General features: G+C 74.0%; 19 protein-coding genes. 10 read left to right on the top strand and 9 right to left on the bottom strand.

Features of this window, described 5'->3' with window-relative positions; translation table 11 throughout:
• Positions 1-186: 186 nt before the first annotated feature.
• Positions 187-1,626, bottom strand: a complete 1,440-nt coding sequence (gndA, locus tag ACZ56B_RS02600; protein ID WP_468785441.1) for an NADP-dependent phosphogluconate dehydrogenase — start codon at positions 1,624-1,626, stop codon at positions 187-189.
• A 383-nt stretch (positions 1,627-2,009) separates the two neighbouring features.
• Here gndA and ACZ56B_RS02595 point away from each other — a divergent pair, with 383 nt between their 5' ends.
• Positions 2,010-3,311 (top strand): transglycosylase family protein, encoded by a 1,302-nt coding sequence (locus ACZ56B_RS02595; protein ID WP_468785440.1) that lies wholly within the window; start codon positions 2,010-2,012, stop codon positions 3,309-3,311.
• On the opposite strand, the gene ACZ56B_RS02590 is transcribed toward ACZ56B_RS02595, so the two are convergent.
• On the bottom strand, positions 3,301-4,455 hold the full coding sequence (locus ACZ56B_RS02590) for a DMT family transporter (protein ID WP_468785438.1): 1,155 nt from the start codon (positions 4,453-4,455) through the stop codon (positions 3,301-3,303). The two genes, ACZ56B_RS02595 and ACZ56B_RS02590, sit on opposite strands and share 11 nt — an antisense overlap.
• A gap of 456 nt (positions 4,456-4,911) precedes the next feature.
• Between ACZ56B_RS02590 and glgA the strand changes: the two genes are divergently transcribed.
• From glgA to ACZ56B_RS02565, 5 genes are all read left to right on the top strand, one after another.
• Entirely contained in the window at positions 4,912-6,063 is a 1,152-nt protein-coding gene (glgA, locus tag ACZ56B_RS02585; RefSeq protein WP_468785436.1) for a glycogen synthase, read from the top strand.
• A gap of 53 nt (positions 6,064-6,116) precedes the next feature.
• Positions 6,117-7,337: a glucose-1-phosphate adenylyltransferase gene (glgC, locus tag ACZ56B_RS02580; RefSeq protein WP_468785434.1), complete on the top strand. Its 1,221-nt coding sequence runs from the start codon at positions 6,117-6,119 to the stop codon at positions 7,335-7,337.
• 245 nt (positions 7,338-7,582) lie between these two features.
• Positions 7,583-10,213, top strand: a complete 2,631-nt coding sequence (locus tag ACZ56B_RS02575; protein WP_468785432.1) for a PA14 domain-containing protein — start codon at positions 7,583-7,585, stop codon at positions 10,211-10,213.
• Between the two features lie 378 nt (positions 10,214-10,591).
• Positions 10,592-12,010 carry a wax ester/triacylglycerol synthase family O-acyltransferase gene (locus ACZ56B_RS02570; RefSeq protein WP_468785430.1) on the top strand — a complete coding sequence of 473 codons (1,419 nt, stop codon included), beginning with the start codon at positions 10,592-10,594 and terminating at the stop codon, positions 12,008-12,010.
• Between the two features lie 158 nt (positions 12,011-12,168).
• Positions 12,169-13,662, top strand: coding sequence for an SDR family NAD(P)-dependent oxidoreductase (locus ACZ56B_RS02565; RefSeq protein WP_468785428.1), 1,494 nt, complete (start codon positions 12,169-12,171; stop codon positions 13,660-13,662).
• 23 nt (positions 13,663-13,685) lie between these two features.
• Here ACZ56B_RS02565 and ACZ56B_RS02560 read toward each other — a convergent pair whose 3' ends face one another.
• Positions 13,686-14,132, bottom strand: a complete 447-nt coding sequence (locus tag ACZ56B_RS02560; protein ID WP_468785426.1) for a hypothetical protein — start codon at positions 14,130-14,132, stop codon at positions 13,686-13,688.
• 472 nt (positions 14,133-14,604) lie between these two features.
• Between ACZ56B_RS02560 and ACZ56B_RS02555 the strand changes: the two genes are divergently transcribed.
• Positions 14,605-14,778: a hypothetical protein gene (locus ACZ56B_RS02555; RefSeq protein WP_468785424.1), complete on the top strand. Its 174-nt coding sequence runs from the start codon at positions 14,605-14,607 to the stop codon at positions 14,776-14,778.
• A 53-nt stretch (positions 14,779-14,831) separates the two neighbouring features.
• Positions 14,832-15,314, top strand: coding sequence for a GNAT family N-acetyltransferase (locus ACZ56B_RS02550; protein ID WP_468785422.1), 483 nt, complete (start codon positions 14,832-14,834; stop codon positions 15,312-15,314).
• Between the two features lie 15 nt (positions 15,315-15,329).
• Here ACZ56B_RS02550 and ACZ56B_RS02545 read toward each other — a convergent pair whose 3' ends face one another.
• Positions 15,330-15,755, bottom strand: coding sequence for a VOC family protein (locus tag ACZ56B_RS02545; RefSeq protein ID WP_468785420.1), 426 nt, complete (start codon positions 15,753-15,755; stop codon positions 15,330-15,332).
• 195 nt (positions 15,756-15,950) lie between these two features.
• Entirely contained in the window at positions 15,951-17,354 is a 1,404-nt protein-coding gene (locus ACZ56B_RS02540) for an amidase (RefSeq protein WP_468785418.1), read from the bottom strand.
• A gap of 248 nt (positions 17,355-17,602) precedes the next feature.
• Here ACZ56B_RS02540 and ACZ56B_RS02535 point away from each other — a divergent pair, with 248 nt between their 5' ends.
• Positions 17,603-20,629 carry an alpha-mannosidase gene (locus ACZ56B_RS02535; protein ID WP_468785416.1) on the top strand — a complete coding sequence of 1,009 codons (3,027 nt, stop codon included), beginning with the start codon at positions 17,603-17,605 and terminating at the stop codon, positions 20,627-20,629.
• 31 nt (positions 20,630-20,660) lie between these two features.
• On the opposite strand, the gene ACZ56B_RS02530 is transcribed toward ACZ56B_RS02535, so the two are convergent.
• Positions 20,661-22,082: a lipase maturation factor family protein gene (locus ACZ56B_RS02530; RefSeq protein WP_468785415.1), complete on the bottom strand. Its 1,422-nt coding sequence runs from the start codon at positions 22,080-22,082 to the stop codon at positions 20,661-20,663.
• 183 nt (positions 22,083-22,265) lie between these two features.
• On the opposite strand from ACZ56B_RS02530, the gene ACZ56B_RS02525 reads away from it, so the two are divergent.
• Positions 22,266-24,404, top strand: a complete 2,139-nt coding sequence (locus ACZ56B_RS02525) for a SpoIIE family protein phosphatase (protein ID WP_468785414.1) — start codon at positions 22,266-22,268, stop codon at positions 24,402-24,404.
• Positions 24,405-24,426: 22 nt separating this feature from the next.
• On the opposite strand, the gene ACZ56B_RS02520 is transcribed toward ACZ56B_RS02525, so the two are convergent.
• From ACZ56B_RS02520 to ACZ56B_RS02510, 3 genes are all read right to left on the bottom strand, one after another.
• Positions 24,427-25,080, bottom strand: coding sequence for a zf-HC2 domain-containing protein (locus ACZ56B_RS02520; protein WP_468785413.1), 654 nt, complete (start codon positions 25,078-25,080; stop codon positions 24,427-24,429).
• A 235-nt stretch (positions 25,081-25,315) separates the two neighbouring features.
• A complete protein-coding gene (locus ACZ56B_RS02515; RefSeq protein ID WP_468785412.1) occupies positions 25,316-25,837 on the bottom strand; it encodes a hypothetical protein in 522 nt (173 codons plus the stop codon).
• Between the two features lie 136 nt (positions 25,838-25,973).
• On the bottom strand, positions 25,974-26,519 hold the full coding sequence (locus tag ACZ56B_RS02510; protein ID WP_468785410.1) for a sigma-70 family RNA polymerase sigma factor: 546 nt from the start codon (positions 26,517-26,519) through the stop codon (positions 25,974-25,976).
• Between the last annotated feature and the right edge of the window lie 45 nt (positions 26,520-26,564).

Here is a 26,564-nt window from a genome sequence, read left to right as displayed (position 1 = left end):
ACCCCCCCCCCCCACACGCACTCCCTCCTTCCTTGGTGAGAATTGCCCTTTCTTTTCTTGCCCCCCCTCCCCCCCCCCCCCCCCCCCCCCCCCCCCCCCCCCGTCCCCCTCCCCCCCCCCCCCCCCCCCCCCCCCCCACCGCCCTCTTCCCCGCGGTGCGCCGTCAGCGCGTCCCGCCGCGGTCCGTCACGCGGTCACCTCCGACCGGTCCCCGCCCCACAGCGTGTGGAACGAGCCCTCGCGGTCCGTGCGCCGGTAGGTGTGCGCGCCGAAGTAGTCCCGCTGGCCCTGGGTGAGCGCGGCCGGCAGGCGCTCCGCGCGCAGGGCGTCGTAGTAGGCGAGGGCCGCGGCGAAACCGGGCGTGGGCACGCCCTGGCGGGTCGCGGCGACCAGCACCTCGCGCCAGTCGTCCTGCGCCTCGGCGATCTCCCGCGCGAACGTCTCGTCGGACAGCAGGCTCGGCAGGTCGGCCCGCGCGTCGTAGGCGGCGCGGATGCGGTCCAGGAAGGCCGCCCGGATGATGCAGCCGCCGCGCCAGATCGCGGAGACCGCGCCGAGGTCGATGTCCCAGCCGTACTCCTCGCTGCCCGCGGCGATCTCGTGGAAGCCCTGGGTGTACGACACGATCTTCGACGCGTACAGCGCCTGTTCCACCCGGTCGGCGAACGCCGCCGCCTCCGCCTCGCCCAGCGGCGCGGCCTTCGGGCCGGCGAGGCCGCGCGAGGCCTCGCGCAGCGCCGCGTGACCCGACAGCGAACGGGCGAACACCGCCTCCGCGATGCCCGACACCGGCACGCCCAGGTCGAGCGCGATCTGCACGGTCCAGCGCCCCGTGCCCTTCTGCTCGGCCTGGTCCACCACCACGTCCACGAACGGCTCGCCGGTGGCCGCGTCCACGTGGGAGAGCACCTCGGCGGTGATCTCGATCAGGTACGAGTCCAGCCGACCGGTGTTCCAGGTGCGGAAGATCTCCGCGATCCGCGCGGGGGAGTACCCGGCGACGTCGCGCAGCAGCTGGTAGGCCTCGCCGATCAGCTGCATGTCGGCGTACTCGATGCCGTTGTGGACCATCTTCACGAAGTGGCCGGCGCCGTCCGGGCCGACGTGCGTGACACAGGGCGCGCCGTCGGCCGCCTTGGCGGAGATCCTCTCCAGCATCGGGCCCAGGGACTCGTACGACTCCTTCGAGCCGCCCGGCATGATGCTCGGCCCGTGGAGCGCGCCCTCCTCGCCGCCGGAGATGCCCGTGCCGACGAAGTGGATGCCCTTCTCCCGCAGCTCGCGCTCCCGGCGCCGGGTGTCGGCGAAGTGGGCGTTGCCGCCGTCGATGATCATGTCACCGGGCTCCAGCAGCGGGGCGAACTCCTCGATCACGGCGTCCGTCGGCTCGCCCGCCTTCACCATGATCACCAGGCGCCGCGGGCGCTCCAGCGCCGCCACGAACTCCTTGGCCGTCTCGGCCGCCACGAAGTCGCCCTCGTGCCCGAACTCCTCCACCAGCGCGTGCGTGCGCGCCGCCGTCCGGTTGTGCACCGCGACCGTGTAGCCGTTGCGGGCGAAGTTGCGCGCGAGGTTGCGGCCCATGACCGCGAGACCCGTGACGCCGATCTGCGCTGAACTGCTCATAGGGTTGGCTCCTAGTGCCCTTGGTATCGGTACTGCCGGGGTGGCGGTGCTGCCGGCCGGCGCCCGTCAGTCCTGCCATCAACCATCCTGACGTGCCGTACTTCCGTCCGCACGTGCGGGTCGTGCGGCCCCGCCGGCCCCGCGCAGGCACATACGCGCGAAAGCCTCCCACGTACTCAGCCGGTGCGCGGGCGGTGCACGGGACCGCGCGCCCGCGGACCGACGCATCCGCCCGCGCGTGCGGTGCACGGTGCGGCAGACGGGGCGCAACCGTGGGAGAGAACCGGCCACTTGGCGCAACCGGGCGGCTGATACGCGTCTTGTCCCGGGCAGTTCGCCGCGCTTACTTTTGCCCCTCCTGACGCATTGTCGAGGAGGGCTCCATGGCCGTGCGCGGCCGGCATCGCCGGTACCAGCCGAACAGGATCAACCGCGCCTCACTCACCGTCACCGCGGGCGGTGCCGGCATGGCGCTGCCGCTCATGGGCGCCGGCACCGCCCAGGCCGCCGACGTGGGGACCTGGGACAAGGTCGCCGCGTGTGAGTCCAGCAACGACTGGGACATCAACACGGGCAACGGCTACTACGGCGGGTTGCAGTTCACCCGGTCCACGTGGGAGGCGTTCGGCGGCACCCGGTACGCGCCGCGCGCGGACCTGGCCACCAAGGACCAGCAGATCGCGATCGCCGAGAAGGTCCTCGACGGCCAGGGACCCGGCGCCTGGCCGGTGTGCTCGGTCCGGGCCGGACTGGCCAGGGGCGGCGACACCCCGGACATCCGGCCGGCCGCCGACCGGCCCGACCGGAGCGGGGAGAAGAGCAGGAAGGCGGGCGGCGACGGCCGGAAGGCCGGCGGCGGGCGGGCCGGCCGGCCCTCCGTGGAGGACGTGAAGCCGCACACCACGCCCCAGTCCCGGGCGGGCCGCGCCGAGATGTACACCGTGGTCCGCGGCGACACCCTCTCCGGCATCGCCGAGGGCGAAGGGGTCCGGGGCGGCTGGCGGGGCCTGTACGAGGCCAACCGCTCGGCCGTCGGAGCCGATCCCGACCTCATCCTGCCCGGCCAGCGGCTCGCCCTGCCCGGGCCGTCGGGCACGGCGGCGAAGGCGCCGCCCGGGAAGGCCGCCGAGGCACCGGAGAAGCCGTCCGGGGCGCCGAAGGCCAAGGTGCCGAAGCCCAGGGCGGCGGAGAAGCCGTCGAAGCGGGCCGCCGGTACGGCGGGGAAGAAGACCGCACCGCAGCGCGACGGGGACCGCGCCGACCGCGCCACCCAGACCGGCGGCACCCTGGTCGCCCCGGTCGGCGCCGCCCTCGGCACGCCGTACCACAAGGCCGGGTCCGCCTGGTCGAAGGGCTACCACACCGGGGTCGACTTCCCCGTGCCCACCGGCACGTCGGTGAAGTCGGTCGCGGCGGGCCGGGTCGTCAGCGCGGGCTGGGAGGGCTCCTTCGGCTACCAGGTGGTCGTCCGGCACACCGACGGCCGCTACAGCCAGTACGCGCACCTGTCGGCGATCTCCGTCAGGAGCGGCCAGCAGGTCGTCGCCGGCCAGCGCATCGGCCGCTCCGGCTCGACCGGGAACAGCTCGGGCCCGCACCTGCACTTCGAGGTGCGGACGGGGCCCGGTTTCGGTTCGGACATCGACCCGGTCGCCTACCTGAGGGCGGGCGGCGTCAGGATCTGACGCGCGCCCGGTGCCCGCCCACCGGCACCGGCGCGTACGGGCCGCCGTGGAAGAGCCCGTACGACACCGGCGGCACCGGGGCGGGTCCCGCACCGACCGGTGTCCCGGACGGCGGCGCAGGCCGCGGCACGCGCACGTCCTCGGGCACCGCGAGTCCGGCCGGCAGCCGCCCGGCGGGGCCGGCCTCCGGCTCCGCGGCCGCCGCGGACCGGGCGGCGGGGACCGTGGCGGGCACGGGCCCCGGCACGGAGGCGGGAAGGGCGGTCCCGGGCCGGGGGCTCGCGGGCGGTGCGTCCGCCGTCCGCCGCTGCTCGCGCGCCAGCCGCTCCGTCGTCAGCAGGATCAGCCCGCCGGCCGCGACCACACCGCAGCTCAGCGCGAGCGCCGTGCCCGTCGCGCCGTGGCGGAAGGTCTCGCCGAACATCGTGATGCCGACCGCCGCCGCCACCACCGGGTTCACCACCGTCAGCGTCGCCAGCGGCGCCGCGAGCCCGGCGCCGCGGTAGGAGGCCTGGGACAGGAGCATGCCGGCCGTGGCCAGGACGCCGATCACCGCGAGGGACGGCAGGTCCGCCGCCGAGACCCCGCCGGTCCAGTCGACCGCGACGGTCTTGGTGAAGACGGAGGACATGCCGAACGCGACACCGGACGCGACGGCCAGCAGGATGCCGCGCACCGCGGGATGCCGGTGCGCGGCCCGGGCCGCGATCACCAGCGCCACCACCGCGATGGCCGTGACCAGCGCCGCCGCCGCCCGCTGGGCGGTGTCCAGCGACTGCGCGTCGGAGGCGCCGACCAGACCGAGCAGACCGGCCAGGCCCACGGTCGCCATGAGGGCGCCGCGCCAGGCGGTCGCCCCGGCCCTGCGGCCCACGAACAGCGCGGCCATGGGCAGCGCGAACACGATGGTCAGGGCGCCCAGCGGCTGCACGAGGCTCAGCGGGCCGCAGGCCAGCGCCACCACGTGCAGCAGTCCGCCGAGGCCGTTGAGCGCGACGGCCGCCCACCAGCCCGGCCTGCGCAGCGGCGCGTACTGCTGCCCACCGGGGGAGGAGAGCGCGACCTGCTCCTGCACGATCGCCCCGCCGGCGTACGCCACGGCGGAGACGAACGACAGCAGCACGGACAACGCGAGGGCGCTCATCGGCTGCTCCTCTGCGCGGGGCCCGGGCGCGGAACCCGGCACGGCGAACGGTCGGCTCTCATGCCCACCACGATGCCCCGTCCGGCTGTTCCCGTCGTCGTCCCTGAGCACCCAATGAGTCCTACTGCCGGTGGAGTACGACGGCGACCCCGTCATCCCCAGGGCGTGCGCCCGCGGGGGGAGAGTCCCCGGCCGCGCCCCCTAGGGGGCGCGGCGCCCTGGCCGCCGCGGACCCCGGCCCCCCGCCGTCCTCCGCCGCCGCCCGCTTCCGCACAGGTGTACGCGGTGCAACGCCCGGACGTTCACGGCGACTTCCGGCCGCGGCCGCCGCGCCGCCGGGCGTCCGGCGGGGACGTCCGGCGGCGGCCGCCGCGGCCCGGGACCGCCCCGCTCTTCCCCGCGGACCCCGTCTGGGTGACCATGGGAGGGACATCCGCTCGGACAGGGGGTTCACGGGTGCGCGTGGGACTGCTGACCCGGGAGTACCCCCCGGACGTGTACGGCGGCGCCGGGGTCCACGTGGAGTTCCTCGCCCGGGAGCTGCGGGCCCTGGTGGACCTCCGGGTGCACTGCTGGGGCGAGGGCCGCACGGACGGCGTGCTGCGCCACCGGCCCTGGTCCGCGCTCGACGGCGCCAACGACGCGCTGCGCACCTTCTCCGTGGACCTCGCCATGGCCGCCGCCCTCCAGGGCAGCGAACTGGTCCACTCCCACACCTGGTACGCGGCCCTCGGCGGCCACCTCGCCAAGCTGCTGCACGGCGTCCCGCACGTGCTGACCGCCCACTCCCTCGAGCCGCTGCGCCCCTGGAAGGCCGAGCAGCTGGGCGGCGGCTACGCCCTGTCGAGCTGGGCCGAGCGCACCGCCGTCGAATCCGCCGACGCGGTGATCGCCGTCTCCGGCGCCATGCGCGAGGACGTCCTCGCCTGCTATCCGGCGCTGGACCCCGGCCGGGTGCACGTCGTGCACAACGGCATCGACACGAACCTGTACCGCCCCGACCCCGGCACCGACGCCCTGGACCGGATCGGCCTCGACCGCTCCCGCCCGTACGTGCTGTTCGTCGGCCGCATCACCCGCCAGAAGGGCGTGCCCCACCTGCTGCGGGCCGTGCGCGGCATCGACCCGGCCGCGCAGGTCGTGCTGTGCGCGGGCGCGCCGGACACCCCCGAGACCGACCGGGAGTTCCGCGAGCTGCACCAGGAGCTGAGCCGGGTCCGCGACGGGGTGCACTGGATCCCGCGGATGCTGCCGCGCCCGGAGGTGATCCAGCTCCTCACGCACGCCGCCGTGTTCGTCTGCCCGTCGGTCTACGAGCCGCTCGGCATCGTCAACCTGGAGGCGATGGCCTGCGGCACCCCCGTGGTGGCCTCCAGGGTCGGCGGGATCCCCGAGGTCGTGGAGGACGGCGTGACCGGGGTGCTCGTGGAGGCGGACGACGGTTTCGAGGCGGGCCTCGCACGGGCCCTCGACGCGGTCCTCGGCGATCCGGACGCCGCGCGGCGGATGGGCGAGGCCGGGCGGGAGCGCGCGGTCGGGGAGTTCGGCTGGGGCGCGGTGGCCCGCCGCACGGTCCGGCTCTACGAGGAGGTCCTGAAACAGGCTTAGCCCCGCCCGCCCGGGGGCAGTCGGGGGGAAACTCCGGCGTGAGGGGAGCGGCCATGCGTCGTGGAGGTCCATCGATCCTGGGAATCGTGCTGGCGGGCGGCGAGGGCAAGCGGCTGATGCCCCTCACGGCGGACCGCGCCAAACCGGCGGTCACCTTCGGCGGCACGTACCGCCTGGTCGACTTCGTGCTGTCCAACCTCGTCAACGGCGACATCAAGCGGATCTGCGTGCTGACGCAGTACAAGTCGCACTCGCTGGACCGGCACATCACCACCACCTGGCGGATGTCCAGCCTGCTCGGCAACTACGTCACCCCGGTCCCCGCCCAGCAGCGCCTCGGCCCGCGCTGGTACCTGGGCAGCGCCGACGCCATCCTGCAGTCGCTGAACCTGATCCACGACGAACAGCCGGACCACGTGGCGGTGTTCGGCGCCGACCACGTGTACCGGATGGACCCGCGCCAGATGCTCGCCCAGCACATCGAGAGCGGCGCCGGCGTCACGGTCGCCGGGATCCGGGTGCCGCGCTCGGAGTCCGCCGCCTTCGGCGTGATCACCCCGGGCCCGGACGGCCGGACCGTGGAGGGCTTCCTGGAGAAGCCCGCCGACCCTCCCGGCCTCGCCGACGCCCCCGACTGCGTGTTCGCCTCCATGGGCAACTACGTCTTCACCACCAAGGCCCTGATCGAGGCGCTCCAGCGGGACGCCGAGGACGAGGACTCGGCGCACGACATGGGCGGCTCGATCCTGCCCCGGCTGACCGAGCGGGGCGAGGCCCACCTGTACGACTTCGGCTCCCACCACGTGCCCGGCGAGACCAGCCGCGACCAGGGCTACTGGCGGGACGTCGGCACGCTGGACGCGTACTACGAGGCCCACATGGACCTGATCGCCGAGCGTCCCGCGTTCAACCTGTACAACCGGCAGTGGCCCATCTACACCCACTCCAGCCAGCTCTCGCCCGCCCGGTTCAACGCCGGCGGCATGGCGAGCGAGTCCATCATCAGCGCGGGCTGCCTGATCCGGGGCCAGGTCACCCGGTCCGTGCTGTCGCCCGGCGTGGTGGTCGACCCCGGGGCCGTGGTGCAGGGCTCGGTGCTGCACGACAACGTCCACGTCGGACGGGGCGCGGTGGTGCGCGGGGCGGTGCTGGACAAGAACGTCGAGGTGCCGCCGGACGCGACGATCGGCGTCAATCCGGAGCGGGACGCGGAGCTGTACACGGTGTCCGAGGGCGGGGTGATCGCGCTGGGGAAGGGGCAGCGGGTGCCGTAGCGGTGCCGCGGACGCGCGGGGCCCCGGTGGGACGTGACGACCGCCGGGGTCTTTGTCATGTCCCTGGACTGCTGACGGAATCCGTGCTGTTATGTCAACAACTGTTGGTGACAACGTTGTAAAGCAATGTGCAGCGCACACAACAGAACACCTCACCGAGCGGAAACCGGCACAAACCGAGCACCGAGCACCGAGTACTGAGCACCGAGCAGCGAGCCGTCACCTTCCTCACCGACGGAGGATCCGTGCGCATCAGACGACTCAGGGACCGTGTCGCGCTTCTCCTGGCCGCCGCGCTGGGAGTCACCGGACTCACCGCGACCGGCACGGCCGCGACCGCGGCACAGGACGAGCCGGTGGAGATCCACGGCCTGAAGGGCGAGTACTACACCCACTCCGCCCCCGGCGCCTTCGACTTCCACGAGCTCAAGGCCACCGCCTTCGACCCCCACATCGACTTCGACAACCTGGAGCCGCGCCTGAACGTCACCACCGGCCGGTCGGACGACGTCAGCGTCCGCTGGACCGGGAAGATCGTGCCGGAGAGGACCGGCGCCCACACCTTCTCGATCATCGGCGACAACGGCTTCCGCCTGTGGATCGACGGCCGGCTCGCCATCGACCACTGGGTCGACGACTGGGACCGCGAACAGACCGCCGAACCGATCGAGCTGACCGCCGGCCGGGCCCACGACATCAAGGTCGAGTACTTCGAGCACTACGGCGGGTCCAACCTCCGCCTGCGCTGGACCGAACCCGGCGGCACCAAGGAACCCGTCCCGCAGTCGGCGTTCCGCCTCCCCGACGATTTCCCCTACGACGGCGCCCTCGCCGCCACCGTCCTCGCCTCCGGCCGCACCCTGAAACTCGACTTCCCGCAGCGGCTCGCCACGCCCCCGGCCGGTCTCACCGACCACCTGAACGCGGTGATCGGCGGCGCCGAGTGGCCCCTGGAGTCGGCGGAGCCGGACCCGGCCGACCCCCGGGCGCTGCTCGTCACGCTCGCCGAACCCGTCGTCGGCAACAAGACCGGCACCGCCCGCGGCCGCGCCGACGTCCGCTACGACGGACGGGGCGGCCTGACCGCCGCCGACGGCGACCCCGTGGACGCGTTCCTGAGCAGCGGCCCCAACCGCTCCACCCACGAACTGCGCACCGGGTGGGCCGACGAGGTCGGTCCCGACAACGCCCTCCCCGAGTACCCGCGTCCGCAGCTCACCCGGGAGAAGTGGGTGAACCTCAACGGCCGCTGGCAGTTCGCCGCCGCCGAGGAGGGCGAACGGCCGCCGGTCGGGAAGACGCTGAAGGAGCGCATCCTCGTCCCGTACCCGGTGGAGTCCCAGCTCTCCGGGATCCAGCGGCACGAGGACCGCATGTGGTACCGCCGCACCTTCACCGTCCCCCGCGACTGGCGCATCGGCCCGGCCCAGCGGCTGCGGCTGAACTTCGGCGCGGTCGACTGGCGCTCCGAGGTGTACGTCAACGGCACCAAGGTCGTCACGCACGAGGGCGGCTACGACAAGTTCAGCGCCGACGTCACCGACGCGCTGCGGCCCGGCCGCACCCAGGAGCTCATCGTCGGCGTGTACGACCCCACCGACGCGCGTGGCGGCGAGAACCCCCCGCTCGGCAAGCAGAGCCTGAACCCCGGCGGCATCTGGTACACGTCCAGCTCGGGCATCTGGCAGACGGTCTGGATGGAGCCGGTCGCCCGCGACCACGTCGACTCCCTCAAGCTCGTCCCCGACGTGCCCGGCGAGCGGCTCACGGTGGAGGCGACGGGCGTCCGGGACGGCGTGCCGGTCACGGCGACCGCGTACGACGGACGGCGCAAGGTCGCCACGGTCAGCGGCCGCACCGGCAAGCCGCTGACCCTGAGGATCAGGAACCCGCGCCTGTGGTCGCCCGACGACCCGTTCCTGTACGACCTGAGGGTGACCGTCGGCGCCGACCGCGTCGGCAGCTACTTCGGGATGCGCTCCGTCGGCGTCGAGCAGGTGGACGGCGTGCCGCGCACGGTCCTCAACGGCGAGCCGGTCTTCCTGATGGCCACGCTCGACCAGGGCTTCTGGCCCGACGGCCTGCACACCGCGCCCACCGACGAGGCCCTCGCGCACGACCTGCGCGTGCACAAGAAGCTCGGCTTCAACTCCGTGCGCAAGCACATCAAGGTCGAACCGGACCGCTGGTTCTACTGGGCCGACCGGCTGGGGCTCATGGTGTGGCAGGACATGCCCTCCATGACGCCCGGGGTGAACCCGGACGCCGAGTCCCGCGCCCGCTACGAGCGCGAGATGAAGCAGATGATCGACGAGCACATCAGCAGCCCGTCGATCGTCATGTGGGTCACCTTCAACGAGGGCTGGGGCCAGTACGACGTGGGCCGCGTCGCCGAACAGGCCAAGGCCTGGGACCCCACCCGCCTGGTCAACAACCAGTCGGGGCTCAACCTCGGCGCCGACGGGAACGCCGGCGACATTATGGACGAGCACGGCTACCCCAGCCCGGCCCTCCCGCCCCGCCCGGACGGCAGGCGCGCCCTGGTCACCGGCGAGTACGGCGGCCTCGGCCTCGCCGTGCCCGGGCACGCCTGGTCGGTGCAGATGTCGTACGTCGACGTCGACCCGAAGACCTACACCGACGACTACCTCACCAAGCTCGACGAGGTGCGCGCGCTGGTGTGCCGGGGCAGCAACGGCGCCGTGTACACCCAGATCACGGACGTCGAGGGCGAGCTGAACGGTCTGCTCACCTACGACCGCCACGTCCTGAAGCCGGACGTGGCCCGGGTGAAGGCGGCGCACGAGGCCCTGATCCGGGACGCCTCCCGGGCACGGCCCGCGGGCTGCCCGGCCGCGGAGGTCGCCCCGCGATGAGGAGGGGTTCCCCCGGCGGCCCGCGCCCGTCCGGGTGGCGTCCCCCGCCCCGGCGGGAGCCGACCGCACCGCCGTGACCCCGTCCGTCACCCGAATCCCGCCCCCTCCACCGCACCGGTGGAGGGGGCGGAGGTGTTACATGGTGTTAACTGTGCGTATGCGGATCGTACTTGACCGTAATCGGCCGGGGGCGATTGACTGCTGGTCCACCCCGCGTCCGGTCCGGCCCGTGCGGTCGCCCCGGCCGGGCTGTAGTGTCCGATCCCTTGCACCCCTTCCGTCCCTTCCGTTCCTTTCGCTCCTCCCGTCCCTTCCGTCCCTTCCGTTCATTCAGCCCGCCCCGTCCCGTTGTCGGGTCGTCGATGAGAGGCAAGTCCCGTGACCGCAGACCCGCTCGCTCCTCTCGACCTGGCGTTCTGGAACCTGGAGTCCGCCGGTCATCCCATGCACCTGGGGGCGCTCGGTGTCTTCGCGGCCCGCTCGCCCTCCGCGGGCGCCCACGCGGCCGACCTGCTCGCCGCCCGGGCCGCCGCCGTACCCGGACTGCGGATGCGCATCCGGGACGTGTGGCAGCCGCTCACCGCGCGGCCGTCGCTCCGGCGCCCGCGGCCGGCCCCCGGCGAGTCGCTCGTCTCCGCCCTGCGCCGTCCGCTCGTCTCCGCCCTGCGCGGATCGCTCGCCTTCGGCGGCGCCGCGCGGGAGCCCGACCCCGGTTTCGACCCCCTGGACCACGTCCGGCTGCACGCCCCCGCCGCCGACTTCCACGCCGCGGCCGGGCGGCTCATGGAACGCCCGCTGGAGCGCAGCCGGCCGCCCTGGGAGGCCCACGTGCTGCCCGGGCGGGACGGCGCCTCGTTCGCCGTGCTGTTCAAGTTCCACCACGCCCTCGCCGACGGGTTGCGCGCCCTCACCCTGGCCGCCGCGCTGATGGACCCGATGGACCTGCCCGCCCCCCGGTCCCGCCCGGCCGGGCCGCCGCGCGGGCTGCTCCCGGACGTGCGCAAGGTGCCCGAGCTCGTCCGGGACGCCCTGTCCGACGCGGGGCGGGCCCTGGACATCGGTGCCGCCGTCGCCCGGTCCACCCTCGACATGCGGTCCTCGCCCGCGCTCGGCTGCGCCCCCAGCGGCACCCGTCGCACCGCCGGCGCGGTGATCGACCTCGACGACGTGCACCGGATCCGCAAGAGCGCCGGCGGCACCGTCAACGACGTGCTGATCGCGGTCGTCGCCGGCGCGCTGCGCCGCTGGCTCGACGAGCGCGGTGACGGCAGCGAGGGCGTCGCACCCCGCGCCCTCGTCCCCGTCTCCCGGCGCCGTCCGCGCACCGCGCATCCGCAGGGCAACCGGCTCTCCGGGTACCTGCTGCGGCTGCCCGTCGAGGAGGGGGACCCGCTCGCGCGCCTCGCCCTGGTGCGCACCGCCATGGACCGCAACAAGGACGCGGGCCCCCACCGGGGCGCGGGCGCCGTCGCGCTGCTCGCCGACCACGTGCCGCCGCTCGGCCACCGGCTGGGCGGCCCGCTGCTCGGCCAGGCGGCCCGCCTCTGGTTCGACGTGCTGGTCACCAGCGTTCCGCTGCCCGGCTTCGGCCTGAAGCTCGGCGGCGATCCGCTCGGCGCGGTCTTCCCGCTCGCGCCGCTGGCCCCCGGGCACTCCCTCGCGGTCGCGGTCTCCACCTACCGCGGACACGTCCACTACGGCCTGGTCGCCGACGGCGCCGCCGTCCCCGACGTCGACCGGCTGGCCCGCGCGCTGTCCGAGGAGGTGCGGACACTGCTCACCGTCTGCGACACCTGACCGCCGTGCCCCTGTGACCTGCCTCTCCCCGGGCGTTCCGGCCGGGGCGGTTCCCGCGGACGGGTTTGGCGCCGCGGCCCGGTGCTCCGTAAAATCCCCCGTTCGACAGCGGGCGCGACCGGCGCGCCGCGCGGACAGAGCAGGGAACGGCAGCGGCGATGACGGTGACAGAGGACGGCCCCGGGGCCACGGACACGGTGGCGTACGGGCCCGGCATCGACCCGGAGCGGCTCGCCGTCTGCCTCAGTGTGATCGAGGAGCTCGACCGGCTCGACGTCGACCACCCCGACGCGATCAAGGTGCGCCGGGCGACCTCGCACCTCTACCGCGTGGTCAAGCAGCGCCGCCGCCAGGAGCGCCGGGCCGCCAAGACCGCCCACGACCGCGCGGTCACCGAGGCCACCGCGACCGGCTCCGCCGAGCGCATCGACGACGAGACGGAGGGCATCCTCCCGTCCTCCCGCGTCGGGCCCGGCCGGATCGCGGGGATACTCCAGCGCCCCCGCTCCTGCTACGTCTGCAAGACCCGCTACGTCGAGGTCGACTACTTCTACCACCAGCTCTGCCCGACGTGCGCCGCCGAGAACCGGGCCCGGCGCGACGCCCGCACCGACCTCACCGGCAAGCGCGCCCTGCTCACCGGCGGACGCGCCAAGATCGGCATGTACATAGCGCTGCGGCTGCTGCGCGACGGCGCCCACACCACGGTCACCACGCGCTTCCCCAAGGACGCCATCCGCCGCTTCAAGGCCATGGAGGACTCCGCGGACTGGATCCACCGCCTGGAGGTCGTCGGCATCGACCTGCGCGACCCCGGCCAGGCCGTCGCGCTGGCCGACCGGGTCGCGGAGCAGGGCCCGCTCGACATCCTGATCAACAACGCCACCCAGACCGTACGCCGCCTGCCGTCCGCGTACGCCGCGCTCGTCGAGGGCGAGAGCGCCCCGCTGCCGGCCGGCGAGCTGCCCGCCCACCACGTCATCGGCGCCTTCGGCTCCGGCGCGGTCGACGGACTGGCCGCGCTGCCCGTCGGCGTCAGCGGACTCGACGCGCAGAAGGTGGCCGACCTCGCCCTGGTCGCGGGCAACGCCAGTGTGGAACGGCACCGTGACGGCACCGCCATCGACGCGGGCGGCCTGGTCCCCGACGTCGTCGACACCAACACCTGGGTGCAGACCATCGAGCAGATCTCCCCGGTGGAGCTGCTGGAGACCCAGCTGTGCAACTACACGGCGCCGTTCATCCTGATCAGCAAGTTGCGTCCGGCGATGGCCGAGGCGGCGCGCCGGGCGTCCTCGGGGCGCGCGTACGTCGTCAACGTCTCGGCGATGGAAGGCGTGTTCGCCCGCGGCTACAAGGGCGCGGGCCATCCCAACACCAACGCGGCCAAGGCGGCCATGAACATGGTGACGCGGACCAGCGCGCAGGAGATGTTCGACACCGACCGCATCCTGATGACGTCGGTCGACACCGGGTGGATCACCGACGAGCGGCCCCACTTCGACAAGCTGCGCCTCGCCGAGGCCGGCTTCCACGCCCCGCTCGACCTGGTCGACGGCGCGGCCCGCGTCTACGACCCCGTCGTGCGCGGCGAGGCGGGCGAGGACCTGTACGGCGTCTTCCTGAAGGACTACGCGCCCGGCAAGTGGTGACGGGGCGGTGGACCGGCAGGCCGTCAGTCCACCGCCCCCAGCCGTGCGTTGCGCGCCGCCAGCAGCTCCAGCACGGTGCGCCAGTCCTCCAGGACCCCGGCGTCGAAACAGGCGGTGCGGGCCTCCTCGTCCGCCGCGCGCAGGGTGAGGAGGTCGTCGTCGACGGGGAGGCCGCCGAGGAGGTGGCGGCGCACCAGGCCGGCGACCCGCCCGCCGAGCAGGGCCCGGACCGCGTCCGCCGCGCGGTCGGCCCGTCCCGCCGGTCCGTCCGGCGACAGCAGCCGCCCGACGGGCCGCACCAGACCGGCGACCTGGAGCTCCTTGTCCGCGGGGCGGCCCCGGCGCAGCAACGCGGCGGTCCGCAGCGCGTGGTCGTGGACGTCGACCGGAGCGCCGCCCCGGGACGCCTCCCGGACGCCCCGGCACGCGTACAGCAGGTCCATCAGCTCCTCGACGGTGCGCGGTTCCATGCGCCGGTCCTCCCGGGAGACAGCCGTTGCCGTCCGGCAGCAGACCACGACCGGCTTGCGGGCCGGCCAACGAGGCCTGAACTCCGCCGGGACGGTGCGATCTCCTCGAAGACGTCTACGGGATGTAGTCCGAAGGAGTGACTGAAGGTAAGGGCACCAAGAGCCGCATACCGGCATATCGAGGGCCAACGGGGTTGCCGGACACGTGATTGTTACCCACGGTTTTCAGCCCCATCGAGCGGGGGGTCGCTCATTTGGTTAACCTGATGCGGACGGACAGCAGCAAAGGGTCCTACCCGCACCCACGGTCCGTCATGGGACAAGCCGGTTCACAACGGGCTGCCCTCCCTCGAGTCGCCGGCGCCACCGCGTCCGAACCGCTTTCAATCCAGGCCCGGGCGGACGTCGGGCGCACGGCGCGACGGGGCCGGCGCAGCACGTCCCAGGGTGACCGACACATAAGGAGTGCGCGGTGACGCCGGAGATGACCAGTCGCGAACAGCGCCCCGAGGAACGCCCGGAGCCCCCGGGCCGACGACCCGGGCAGCTCGGCTGCCTGGAGGTGTGGGCCCGGTCGGCCCCGATCCGCCTCGCGGGCTACGAGGACGACCTCGCCGAGCCCCACATCCTCCCCAGTGTCGACTGACACCGCCCTCCCCTCGCCTCCACCGGACCCACGGGCGTGCCAGACTCGCATCCATGCAGATCAGGGAAGCCGCCGCTGACGACTGGCCGCGCATCTGGCCGTTCTGGCACCGCATCGTCGCCGCGGGCGACACCTACACCTGGGACCCGGACACCTCCGAGGAGGACGCCCGGGCCCTGTGGATGAGCCCGGCGAAACGGGTCTACGTCGTCGAGGACGACACCGGGGCCCTCGTCGCCTCCGCCTACCTCACCCCCAACTACGGCGGGCCGGCCGCGCGGATCGCCAACGCCGGTTTCATGGTCGACCCGGAGCGGGCCGGCCGGGGGCTCGGCCGCGTCCTCGCCGAGCACGTCCTGGCCGAGGCCCGGGCGGCCGGCTACCGGGGCATGGTGTTCAACGCCGTCGTCGAGACCAACCCGGCCGTGGGGCTGTGGACGTCCCTGGGGTTCGAGGTCCTCGGGACGGTTCCCGAGGCGTTCGAGCATCCCCGGCACGGCCGGGTCGGGCTGCACGTCATGTACCGGGCGCTGTGACCGGGGGGTCCTCTCCTACGGCCGGACGTAGGGCCGGGTCATGATCTCCATGTTGTGGCCGTCCGGGTCGTCGAAGTAGGCGCCGCGACCGCCGAACAGGTCGTTGACCCGGCCGGGCTCGGTGTGGCCCGGATCGGCGTAGTGGGTGACCCCGACCGCCTCCAGGCGGGTGATCATCGTGTCGAACCGCTCCTCGGGCACGAGGAACGCGTAGTGCTGCGGCTGTATCGGCTCGTCCCGCTTCTCGTAGTAGTCGAGCGTCACCCCGTTGCCGAGGTCGACGGGCAGGAACGGTCCGAACGGGGCGCCGACCTCCAGGCCCAGGACCGCGGCGAGGAACTCCGCCGACAGCCGCCGGTCGTGGGCGGGGACGGCGATGTGGTTCAACTGAACCGCCGTGACGGGCGGTTCGGTCGTGGAAGGGTGCTGTGTCTCGGGCACGGCTGGATTCGTCTCCGGTCTCGTTCTCGTCGGGGAGCCGCGCGGGAGCGCGGCGGGGGGACGTGGAAACGCGGAGGGGGAGGCGGGGCGCGTGCCCTCCCCGGCTCCCGGCCGCCCTCGGGCGGGGGCGCCCCGGACGGCCTCACTCCGAGGCCGGGAGCACCTCACGTGTATGGCCCGTGGCCGACCCGGCAGTCACCCGGCCGACCCTAGGCGACCGCCGCGGACCGCGGCAACACCGTTTCCGGCGGGCCGCTGCTCCAGGGGCGCGGTCCGCCGCCACGGGTGCCGCTGTTCCAACTGCCCCGCTATCTCCAGCAGATCGGCCTCCGACCCCGGGCGGCCCACCAGCTGGACCGCGCGGGGCGCACCGGACGGCAGGGTGCCGAACGGCACGGACATCGCGGGCCGGCCCGTCAGGTTCCAGGGCGGTGTCAGCGGTGAGTACGCCGAGTTGGCGACCATGTTCCGCAGCCAGCCCCGCTCGTGCCAGGGCCCCGCCTCGGGGGAGCGGCGGGCCAGGGCCGGGGTGAGCAGGACGTCGTGCTCGGCGAAGAACGGCTCCAGCCGCCGCCTCAGCCGCTCCCGGCCGGCCCCGGAACGCGCGGTGCGCTCGCAGCGCCGGCCGATGGCCGCGTGCACCCGGGTGCGCCGCGCCAGCAGACGGGCGTCGACACCGCGTGCGTCCACGGCCGTCCCCGCCGTCCAGTGGACCAGCGCGGTCACGCCCAGCGACACCGGATACGGCGGATCGGCCCGCCGCACCTGGTGCCCGGCCCTCATCAGCGCCTCGGCGGCCTCCCGGGCGGCCGCCGCGTACGGCCCGGCGACGGGAACGCCGGCCAGCGGGCTGCGCAGGGACACGGCGATCCTGCGGGCGGCGGCCCCGGGACGGGGCACGGCCCCGGTGCCGGCGAGGACCCCGAGCACCAGGCGGACGTCCTCGACCGTCGTGGCGAGCGGCCCGTTCTCCGACATCCCGAACCAGTCGCCGTCCCCGATCCCCGCCGGCACGACCCCGTGCCCCGGCTTGAGGGTCACCAGACCGCAGTTGGCGGCCGGTATGCGCAGCGAGCCCATGCCGTCGTTGCCGAGGGCGACCGGCACCATCCCGGCGGCGACGGCGGCCGCGCTGCCCCCGGACGAACCGCCCGCGCTGCGCGTGAGGTCCCAGGGGTTGCGGGCGGTGCCGTGGACGCCGTCGGTGGTGCCGAAGACGCACAGCTCCGGCACGTTCGTCAGCCCCACGACCACCGCGCCCGCCGCCCGCAGCCGCGCCACCGTCTCGTGGTCCCGCCCGGCGGGCGTGTCCGGGGTCGCGGCGGACCCGACGCGCATGCTCTCGCCGCGCACGGCGATGTTGTCCTTGACCGCCACGGGCACCCCGGCCAGGGGCAGGTCCCCCAGACCGGGGCGGGCGGCCACCTCGTCGGCCTCGGCGAGCGCGGCCCCGGCCCGTACCGTGCGGAAGGCCCCGACACGCCCGTCGAGCCGCTCGATCCGCGTGAGGTGTTCCGCGACCACCTCCCGCGCGGTGACGCGCTTCTCCCGTACGGCGGCGGCGATCTCGGCGGCGGTCCGGCCGGCCCAACTGGTCACCTTCGGCTCCTCGTGGCAAGGGGGGCGGTGCGTACCGGCGGGTACGCAGGGAGAACTGTGCCCCGGCCGGGGCCGCGCGTCGAGAGCCCGCGCGCCCGGGCGAAGAGGGGAACCGGACGTGATTCGGACCGCGCGCGGTGGGGGAGCCGTACACCACGACCGCATCCCCGGCCCCCGCGCACCCGGCGACCGCCGCGCCGAGCGGCCGCCCGCCCCCCGCCCGCCCGCCACCGCCACGGAGCACCCGCATGCATGACGACCGCACCCTGGTCGAGGCCCGCCTCAGGCGTGTCCTCGACGAGCGCGTCCGCCCCGCCGTGTACCCCGAGTCCGTCCCCCTCGAGGTCGCCGTGTGGCACGCCCCCGGAGAACCCGTGCCGGTCGCCGAGGGCCTCGCGGCCGAGCCCGGGCCCGTCGCGGTGGGCACCCGCTGGGGAGCCCCCTGGGGCACCAGCTGGTTCCGGGTCACCGGGACCGTCCCCGAGGCGTGGGCCGGCAGGACCGTCGAGGCGGTCCTCGACCTCGGCTTCGACGAGAACCTGCCCGGCTTCCAGTGCGAGGGCCTGGTCTACCGGCCCGACGGCACCCCGGTGAAGGGCCTGAACCCGCGCAACCAGTGGGTGCGGGTCGGCGCCCCCGCCGAGGGCGGTGAGGAGGTGCGCCTGCACATCGAGGCCGCCTCCAACCCCGTCGTCCTCGCCCACCGCCCCTTCCTGTTCCGGCCCACACCGCTCGGCGACCGGGACACCGCCGGCAGCGCGCCGCAGTACACGCTCGCCCGGATGGACCTCGCCGTCTTCGACGAGGACGTCTGGCGGCTGGTGATGGACCTGGAGGTGCTCGGCGAGCTGATGGCCGAACTGCCGGTGGAGTCGCCGCGCCGCTGGGAGATCCTGCGGGCGGTGGAGCGGGCACTCGACGCGATCGACCTCCAGGACGTCAACGGCACCGCACGGCACGCCCGTTCACGGCTCACCGACGTGCTCGCCGCGCCCGCCGTGCCCTCCGCCCACCGCATCGGCGCCGTCGGGCACGCGCACATCGACTCGGCGTGGCTGTGGCCGCTGCGCGAGACCGTGCGCAAGGTGGCCCGCACGGCGGCCAGCATGACCGCGCTGCTCGACGACGAGCCGGAGTTCGTCTTCGCCATGTCCCAGGCCCAGCAGTGGGCGTGGCTGAAGGAACACCGGCCCGAGGTGTGGGCCCGGGTGAAGAAGGCCGTGGCCGACGGGCGGTTCGTACCGGCCGGGGGCATGTGGGTGGAGTCGGACACCAACATGCCCGGCGCGGAGGCGATGGCCCGGCAGTTCGTGCACGGAAAGCGGTTCTTCCTCGACGAGTTCGGCATCGAGAACGACGAGGTGTGGCTGCCGGACACCTTCGGCTTCGCCGCGGGCCTGCCCCAGATCATCCGGGCGGCGGGCTCCCGGTACCTGCTGACGCAGAAGATCTCCTGGTCGCGGACGAACAGGTTCCCGCACCACACCTTCCGGTGGGAGGGCATCGACGGCACCCGGATCTTCACCCACTTCCCGCCCGTCGACACCTACACCTGCTCGATGACGGGCGGCGAGATCGCCCACGCGGTCCGCACCTTCCGGGACAAGGGCGCCGCCCGGCACTCCCTCGCCCCCACCGGCTGGGGCGACGGGGGCGGCGGCACCACCCGGGAGATGGTCGCCAAGGCGGCCCGGCTGCGCAGCCTCGAGGGCTCGGCGACCGTCACCTGGGAGACGCCGTCCGCGTTCTTCGCCCGGGCCGAGGCCGAGTACCCCGAGCCGCCGGTCTGGGTCGGCGAGCTCTACCTCGAACTGCACCGCGCCACCCTCACCAGCCAGGCCGGGACCAAACGGGGCAACCGGCGCAGCGAACACCTCCTGCACGAGGCCGAGCTGTGGGCGGCCACGGCGGCCGTGCGGACCGGGTTCCCCTATCCCCACGCGGAGCTGGACCGGATCTGGAAGACGGTGCTGCTGCACCAGTTCCACGACATCCTGCCCGGCTCCTCCATCGCCTGGGTGCACCGCGAGGCCCGCGCCGCCTACGACCGGATCGCCGGCGAACTGGAGGGCGTCGTCGAGGCCGCCCAGCGCTCCCTGGCCGGCGAGGGCGCCACCCCGCTCGTCTTCAACGCGGCCCCGCACGCCCGCGCGGGCGTCCCGGCGGGCGGTGCGCGCACCCCCGCGGAGCGGGGGCGCACCGAGCTGTCGGACCGCCGCGGCGGCGGGTACGTCCTGACCGACGGGATCCTGCGGGTCGAGATCGACACCCGGGGCCTGGTGGTGTCCGCCCACGACATCGGGGCCGACCGGGAGACCATCGCCCCCGGGCAGGCCGGCAACCTCCTCCAGCTGCACCCGGACCTCCCGAACATGTGGGACGCCTGGGACGTCGACGCGTTCTACCGCAACACGGTCACCGACCTGACCGGCGTGGACGGGATCACCGCCGGTCAGGACGGCGCGTCGGTGCGGATCACGCGCTCCTTCGGCGACTCCCGGGTCACCCAGGTGCTGTCGCTCCCGCCGGGGGAGCGACGGCTCGTGGTGGACACCGAGGTCGACTGGCACGAGACGGAGAAGTTCCTCAAACTCGCCTTCCCGCTCGACCTGCACGCCGAACGGTACGCGGCCGAGACGCAGTTCGGGCACGTCCACCGGCCCACGCACACCAACACCTCCTGGGAGGCGGCCCGGTTCGAGGCGTGCAACCACCGCTTCGTCCACCTTCGGGAACCGGGCTGGGGCGTCGCGGTCGTCAACGACTCGACGTACGGCCACGACGTGACCCGGACCGTCCGCACCGACGGCGACCGGGGGACGACCACCACCGTCCGGGTGTCCCTGCTGCGCGCCCCGCGCTTCCCCGACCCCGGGACCGACCAGGGCGTGCACCGCTTCCGGCACGCGCTGGTGCCGGGCGCGGACATCGGCGACGCGGTGCGCGAGGGCTGGCGGATCAACCTGCCCGAGCGGCGGCTCACCGGAGCCGGCGAGGTCGCCCCGCTGGTGACGGTCGACCGGGAGTCCGTGGTGGTCACGGCGGTCAAGCTGGCCGACGACGGCAGCGGCGACGTCGTCGTCCGCTTCCACGAGGCCCACGGGGGCCGCGCCCGCGCCACCCTCACCACCGGGTTCGCGGCCACCGGCGTCCAGGTGACCGACCTGCTGGAGCGTCCCCTGGCGGACACGGAGCCGCCGGCTCTCGACGGCGACCGGATCCCCGTGCGGCTGCGTCCCTTCGAGCTGATGACACTGCGGCTGAAGCGGGCCTGACCCGCGCCCCGCGGGGCGCCGCCACCCGTGCCTACGGATCCCGGGCCGCCCGCGCCAGCCGGGTCGGCGGCAGGAACTCCCGCACGTACGTCCGCCGCCAGCACGCCCCCGTCTCCCGCAGCTCCCGCCAGGTCGTGTAGCGGTAGCGGAACAGGCGGGCGCGGACGTACCGGGGCGGCGCGCCCGGCGGGAACGGGGAGCGGCGCAGCAGCCCCAGCGTGTCGCGGTCGCCCTCCAGCAGGCGCTCCACCAGCGCGCCGAACCACGGCCCGGCGTACGCGGGCGACAGCGCGGCGAACCACACCAGCCAGTCGAGCCGCAGGTGGTACGGGGCGAACTGACGCGGCCAGCGCCGCGGATCGCCCGGCTTGCCCTTGAACTCGTACTCCCGCCAGTCGGAGTCCTCCCGGGCCGGTTCGTCCGCCGTGCCCTCGAGCACCACCTCGTACCGGATCCGGCTGACGCTGCCGAACGCCCCGTAGGTGTTGACCAGGTGCAGCGGGTCGAAGGAGCGGTTCATCACCTGGCGGCGGGAGAGCATGTTGCGCACCGGCCGCCAGGAGAGGCCGAGCAGCAGCGCGGACACCGCGAGGACGACCACCACGTACCACAGCGGCGCGTCGGGCACCTCGGGCGGATCGGCCGGGAACGCGACCGCCGACAGGGCCAGCACGATCGTGATCCAGTTCAGCCAGGCGAAGTTGCCCGAGAGCACCAGCCACAGCTGGGTGAGGATCATCAGCGCGGCGGCGGCCGTGGCGACCGGCTGCGGGGCGAACAGCAGGAACGGCACGACGAGCTGGGTGACGTGGTTCGCCGCCACCTCGACCCGGTGCAGCGGCTTGGGCAGGTGGTGGAAGAACCAGCTCAGCGGTCCCGGCATCGGCTGGGTCTCGTGGTGGTGGTCCAGGCAGGTCAGCTTCCGCCAGCACGCGTCACCGCGCATCTTGATCAGTCCCGCGCCGAACTCCACCCGGAACAGGATCCACCGCAGCAGGAACAGCACGACGACCGGCGGGGCCACCTCGTCGTTGCCGAGGAGGACGGCGAGGAAGCCGACCTCGAGCAGCAGCGACTCCCAGCCGAACGCGTACCAGGTCTGCCCGACGTTGACGATCGACAGGTACAGCGCCCACGGCACCAGCCACAGCAGCATCCCGCCCCACAGCGGAAGCAGCGAGTCCAGCCCCGCGAGCAGCGCCGCCGACACCGCGCAGCCGGTCCACGCGCAGAGCGCGAAGAACCGGTCCGAGTAGTGGAGGTGGAACAGGCTCGGCGACCGGCGGGCCGGCACCCGCGCCGTGAAGCGCGGCACCGGCAGCATGCCGCGCTCCCCGATCAGCGCGCGGAACTGCAGCGCCGCCGTCAGGAACGCGACCAGGTACAGCCCGGCCAGCGACCGCTGGAAGACCAGCCGGGTCAGCCAGTAGTCGGATGCGGTGAACCACTCCACGGCACTGCGCTCCCTCCTCCGGTGTCCCGCCGGGCCCGTCGCACCCACGCGTCCTGTCGGATCCGCCGGACCTTCCGGGTCCGCCGGGCTCCCGTCGTTCCGTGACTCCCCGTATACCACCGCGCGGCTCGCTCCTCCGGTACAGCGGTCGAAGAATCGGACGAATGCTGGCAAGGTGGGCGCATGGCTGATCGGGGAGCGAGCCCCCCGTCACTCCCGGACGACTGGCCGGACCACCCGGATCCGATCCTGGCGCTCAACCGCATGGGCAGCTTCGACTGGGACCTGGACACGGGGGTGATGCAGATGGACGCCCAGGCGCACGAGATCTTCGACGTGCGCCCCGACGAGTACGACGACCGGCCCGAGAGCCTGGGCGAGCGGGTCCCGCCCGGCGAGGCCCGGCGCCTGGACGCCGCCGTCTCGCAGGCGGTGAAGGAGGGCCGGGAGAACTACGGCGCCTACTTCCGCGTCCGCTGCCGCGACGGCTCCCTGCGCTGGACCCACACCCAGGGCTACATCCGCCGCGACGAGACCGGGCGGCCCCGCCGCATCATCGGCATCGTCCGGGATGCCACCCAGGAACTCGGCGACATCGAGGCCCGGCGCGAGCAGGCCGCCCAGGAGGACGCCCGCCGCCAGCAGACCAACGTCGTCCAGCTCACCACCGCCGCCCTGGCCCACGCCCGCACCGTGCAGGACGTCATCGACGTCCTCAAGGACACCCACGGACTCACCCATCTGGGCGCCACCAGCCTGGTCATCGGACTGGTCGAGGCCGGCCGGATCCGGCTCGTCGCCGAGGGGCCCGAAGGCAGTTTCGTGCCGGGCACCGACGTCACCCGGATCGACGAGCCGTACCCGATGAGCGAGGCGGTGCGCACCCTCAGCCCGCGCTTCATCGAGTCGCCGGAGGAGTTCGCCGAGCGCTATCCGGGGCTGTGGCAGGGCATCACCGGGCTGAACATCACCTCCGCCGCCTACCTGCCGCTCATCGTCCAGGCCCGCCCCATCGGCGCGATGGGCCTGCTCTACAGCGACCGGCGCGGCTTCTCCGCCGAGGAGCGCAACCTCCTGGTCGCCCTGGGCAGCAGCATCTCCCAGAGCCTGCAGCGCGCGATGTTCTACGAGCAGGAGATGGACCTCGCCCAGGGGCTGCAGCGGGCCATGCTGCCGCGCACCATCCCCAGCGTGCCCGGCGTCGACGTCGCCGTGCGCTACCGGGCGGCCTCCCTCGGCTCCGTCGGCCGGGACATCGGCGGCGACTGGTACGACCTGATCCCGCTGCCCGGGAGCACTCCCTCCGGGGGAGGCCGGGTCGGCGCCGTCATCGGCGACGTCCAGGGCCACGACACGCACGCGGCCGCCGTCATGGGGCAGCTGCGCATCGTGCTGCGCGCCTACGCCGCCGAGGGGCACCCGCCGGCCACCGTGATGGCCCGCGCCTCCGTCTTCCTGCACGAACTCGACACCGACCGCTCCGCGACCTGCCTCTACGCCGAGGCCGACCTGTCCACCGGTGTGCTCCAGGTGGTCCGGGCCGGCCACATCGACCCGCTGGTGCGGCGCGCCGACGGCTCCTGCCACCGGGTCTCCGTCCCCGGCGGACTGCCGCTCGGCCTGTCCGCCGAGTTCGGGCGGCTCGACTATCCGGTCGGCACCATGGAGCTCGACCCCGGCGACACCCTGCTGCTGTGCACCGACGGCCTGGTCGAGCAGCCCGGCGCCGACCTCGACGACGGCATGAGGACCCTCGCCGCGCTCATCACCACCGGCCCCGACGACGTGCGCGAACTCGCCGACCGGCTCATCGACGTGGCCGAGGAGCGCGGCGGCGACGACGACGTGGCCCTGCTCCTGCTGCGCCGCCGCACCCCGGACAGCCCGCGTCCCGGCGGCCGGCTCCAGCAGCACGTGGCGCCCGGCGACCCCGAGGCCCTCACCGAGGCCCGGCGCATGATCCGCACGGCGGCCGCCGCCTGGGGCGCGGGGGACCGCGCCGACGAGGTCGAGCTGGTCGCCGACGAGATGATCACCAACGCCCTGATGCACACCGAGGGCGCCGCGGTCGTCACCCTCCGGGCCCTCACCGGGAACGGACAGCGGCTGCGGGTGGAGGTCGAGGACTCCTCCAGCGCCCTGCCGCGCCGCCGTGAGGCGGGGGAGTCGGGCGTCTCCGGCCGCGGCCTGCTCCTGATCGACATGCTCACGGACGTGTGGGGGGTGGAGGCACGCGGCGGCGGCAAGTGCGTGTGGTGCGAGTTCGTCGTCGCCAAGGGGCCCGCACCGGCCCGGCCGGCCGGGGACCTTCCCGGCCGCTGAGGCGCGTCCGGACCGGTCCGGCTCACCGGGGCCGCAGGGTCACCAGGTGCTCGCCGTCCGCCGTGCGGACCTCGTAGCGGGCGATCTCCTCGGGGTGCAGGGCGGATCCGCCCCGCATCGTGTGGGGCCGGGCGTCGTGCCGGGGCACGCTCCAGCTGGCCGCGGTCTCCTCGGAGCCGTCGCGGCCGACCACCACCAGGTGGCAGGAGCGGGGGCCTGCGCCGTCCTCGACCTTCAGCTCCACGTGACTGCCCCAGGCCTCGCCCTCCGTCGTGACCTGCGCCCACACCCCGGACCGCTCGTCGGTCGCCGCGACGCTCACGGGGGTCGCGCCACCGCCGTCCGCCGCGATCACGATCGCCGGGGCGGACACCGCGCACACCACCGAGGCGGCCAGCGCGAGCAGCATCCTGCGGCGCCCCGCCCGCTTCCGGGACGCCACCTGGGAGAGCAGCCGGTCCAGCATCCTCGGCCCCGGCTCGGCCAGCGGGTGCACCAGCCGCGGCGTCGAACTCCGGTACAACATCAACTGCCGTGCGGCAGGGCCGAATTCGGTCACCTGAACAGCGCAGCTGGGGCACTCCATGAGGTGGTCCTCGAAGCGGAACGCCTCCGCCTCGTCCAGCACGCCGAGCGCATAGGCGCCGACGTCACGATGCCTTTCCAGGGACCTCATGCCGAATCCTCGTGCCGTTGAGTGCGGGTGGGGTTACTCCTTGCTCCCCCCGGTACGCACCGGGCAGTCGAATCACTCAAGCGACGTGCCGAATCGTGACCAAAGGATGCGGAGCCCTCCGGCCCGCGGACCGGCCGGATTCCCGGGGGCCTGGAACCGGATTCCCGGAGGGCCGGGGCCTTTCGTTCGGATCGGGCCGGACCCCGCGAGCCCGGCCCGATCCGAACGGAAGGCCCTAGAAGAGGTGCATGGCGAGGTGGCCGAGCGGCAGCCCGAGCTGCCAGGCCGGCGTCCACACCTCGGGTCCCTCGTCCTCGCCGGCCGTCGGCCCGCCGCCCGGCACCGCGTTCAGGTCGGGCGCGAGCAGCTCGGTCTCCTGCAGCCAGCGCCAGGCGTCCCGGGCCAGTGCCAGGTCCGGGCCGGGTGCGGGCCCGCCGGACGCGGCGGCGCCCGCGGCCAGGTGGGCCAGGCGCTCCTCGACCCACTCCTGCCACGGCTGGTCGTAGGCGGTGAGCGACATCCAGGTCTCCAGCTGGGTGACCACCCGGATGCCGGGCAGCTCGCCGTCGGTGTCGGACAGGAAGACGGTCAGCGCCAGCGCGTCCCGGCCGGCCCGGAACTCGAAGGACGTCGGCGGCATGAGATCGCCGCTGCGCAGCAGTTCGTCGGCGATGTACTCGGCGTACAACCAGGCCATCGGGACGGTGAGTTCACCGTCACCGGTGCCGTCCGTGCTCTCTTGACCTCTGTGCAGCATCCCTTCCTGCCTTCCTCCGGTGCGTGCGCGTCGCCCGCCCCCGGGCCTCCGGTCCGGAACACGGATGAGGACAGCCGATTACCCAACCGGGGTCATCGGCAAGGCGCTTTACGGAGGCTTGACCAGACGTCCGGTTTCACCGCAGGTCGGCGGCGTATCCCGGAAGCACCCGGCGCAGGGCGCGCAGCGCGTAGTACGCGCGGGACTTCACGGTACCGGGCGGGATCCCGAGGGCCGCCGCGGCTTCCGCCACACTCGCCCCCTGGAAGTACACCAGCACCAGGACTTCACGGTGTTCCGGAGTGAGTGTCTTCACAGCCTCGCGGACGTCGAGCATCGCCGCGGCCCGCTCGGCGTGGTCGGAGATCACCCGCGCGTTCTCCAGCACGGCGTCCCCGACCTCGGCGGGCCGCGCCTGCCGGGCCCGGCGCGCGTCGATCGCGAGCCGCCGCGCCACCGTGAGCAGCCAGGGCCGCACGGAGTCGAAGTTCTCGGAGCGCAGGGCCTCGGGGTGTTGCCAGGCGCGCACCAGCGTCTCCTGGACCAGGTCCTCCGCGCGCTGCCGGTCTCCGTCGCAGAGCCGGAGCAGCAGCGCGAAGAGGGGCCGACCGTGCTCGCGCTGCAGCGCGGCGAGCTCGTGTTCGGCGGTCGTCCCGTTCGTGAGTGTGATTCCGGCCGTCATGGCCGTATGGCAACGCACGACGCCCTTCGGGGACAGGGCGCGCGC

This window comes from Streptomyces sp. NPDC034670, assembly GCF_055574875.1.
The sequence above is the reverse complement of the archived record's forward strand: the minus strand, read 5'-3'. Positions and strand labels throughout refer to the sequence as shown.

Excerpts from the sequence above, each read along its gene's own strand:
- gndA (WP_468785441.1), bottom strand. The coding sequence starts at position 1,626 with ATGAGCAGTTCAGCGCAGATCGGCGTCACGGGTCTCGCGGTCATGGGC.
- ACZ56B_RS02595 (WP_468785440.1), top strand. The coding sequence starts at position 2,010 with ATGGCCGTGCGCGGCCGGCATCGCCGGTACCAGCCGAACAGGATCAAC.
- ACZ56B_RS02590 (WP_468785438.1), bottom strand. The coding sequence starts at position 4,455 with ATGAGCGCCCTCGCGTTGTCCGTGCTGCTGTCGTTCGTCTCCGCCGTG.
- glgC (WP_468785434.1), top strand. The coding sequence starts at position 6,117 with ATGCGTCGTGGAGGTCCATCGATCCTGGGAATCGTGCTGGCGGGCGGC.
- ACZ56B_RS02565 (WP_468785428.1), top strand. The coding sequence starts at position 12,169 with ATGACGGTGACAGAGGACGGCCCCGGGGCCACGGACACGGTGGCGTAC.
- ACZ56B_RS02560 (WP_468785426.1), bottom strand. The coding sequence starts at position 14,132 with ATGGAACCGCGCACCGTCGAGGAGCTGATGGACCTGCTGTACGCGTGC.
- ACZ56B_RS02550 (WP_468785422.1), top strand. The coding sequence starts at position 14,832 with ATGCAGATCAGGGAAGCCGCCGCTGACGACTGGCCGCGCATCTGGCCG.
- ACZ56B_RS02535 (WP_468785416.1), top strand. The coding sequence starts at position 17,603 with ATGCATGACGACCGCACCCTGGTCGAGGCCCGCCTCAGGCGTGTCCTC.
- ACZ56B_RS02525 (WP_468785414.1), top strand. The coding sequence starts at position 22,266 with ATGGCTGATCGGGGAGCGAGCCCCCCGTCACTCCCGGACGACTGGCCG.
- ACZ56B_RS02520 (WP_468785413.1), bottom strand. The coding sequence starts at position 25,080 with ATGAGGTCCCTGGAAAGGCATCGTGACGTCGGCGCCTATGCGCTCGGC.
- ACZ56B_RS02515 (WP_468785412.1), bottom strand. The coding sequence starts at position 25,837 with ATGCTGCACAGAGGTCAAGAGAGCACGGACGGCACCGGTGACGGTGAA.
- ACZ56B_RS02510 (WP_468785410.1), bottom strand. The coding sequence starts at position 26,519 with ATGACGGCCGGAATCACACTCACGAACGGGACGACCGCCGAACACGAG.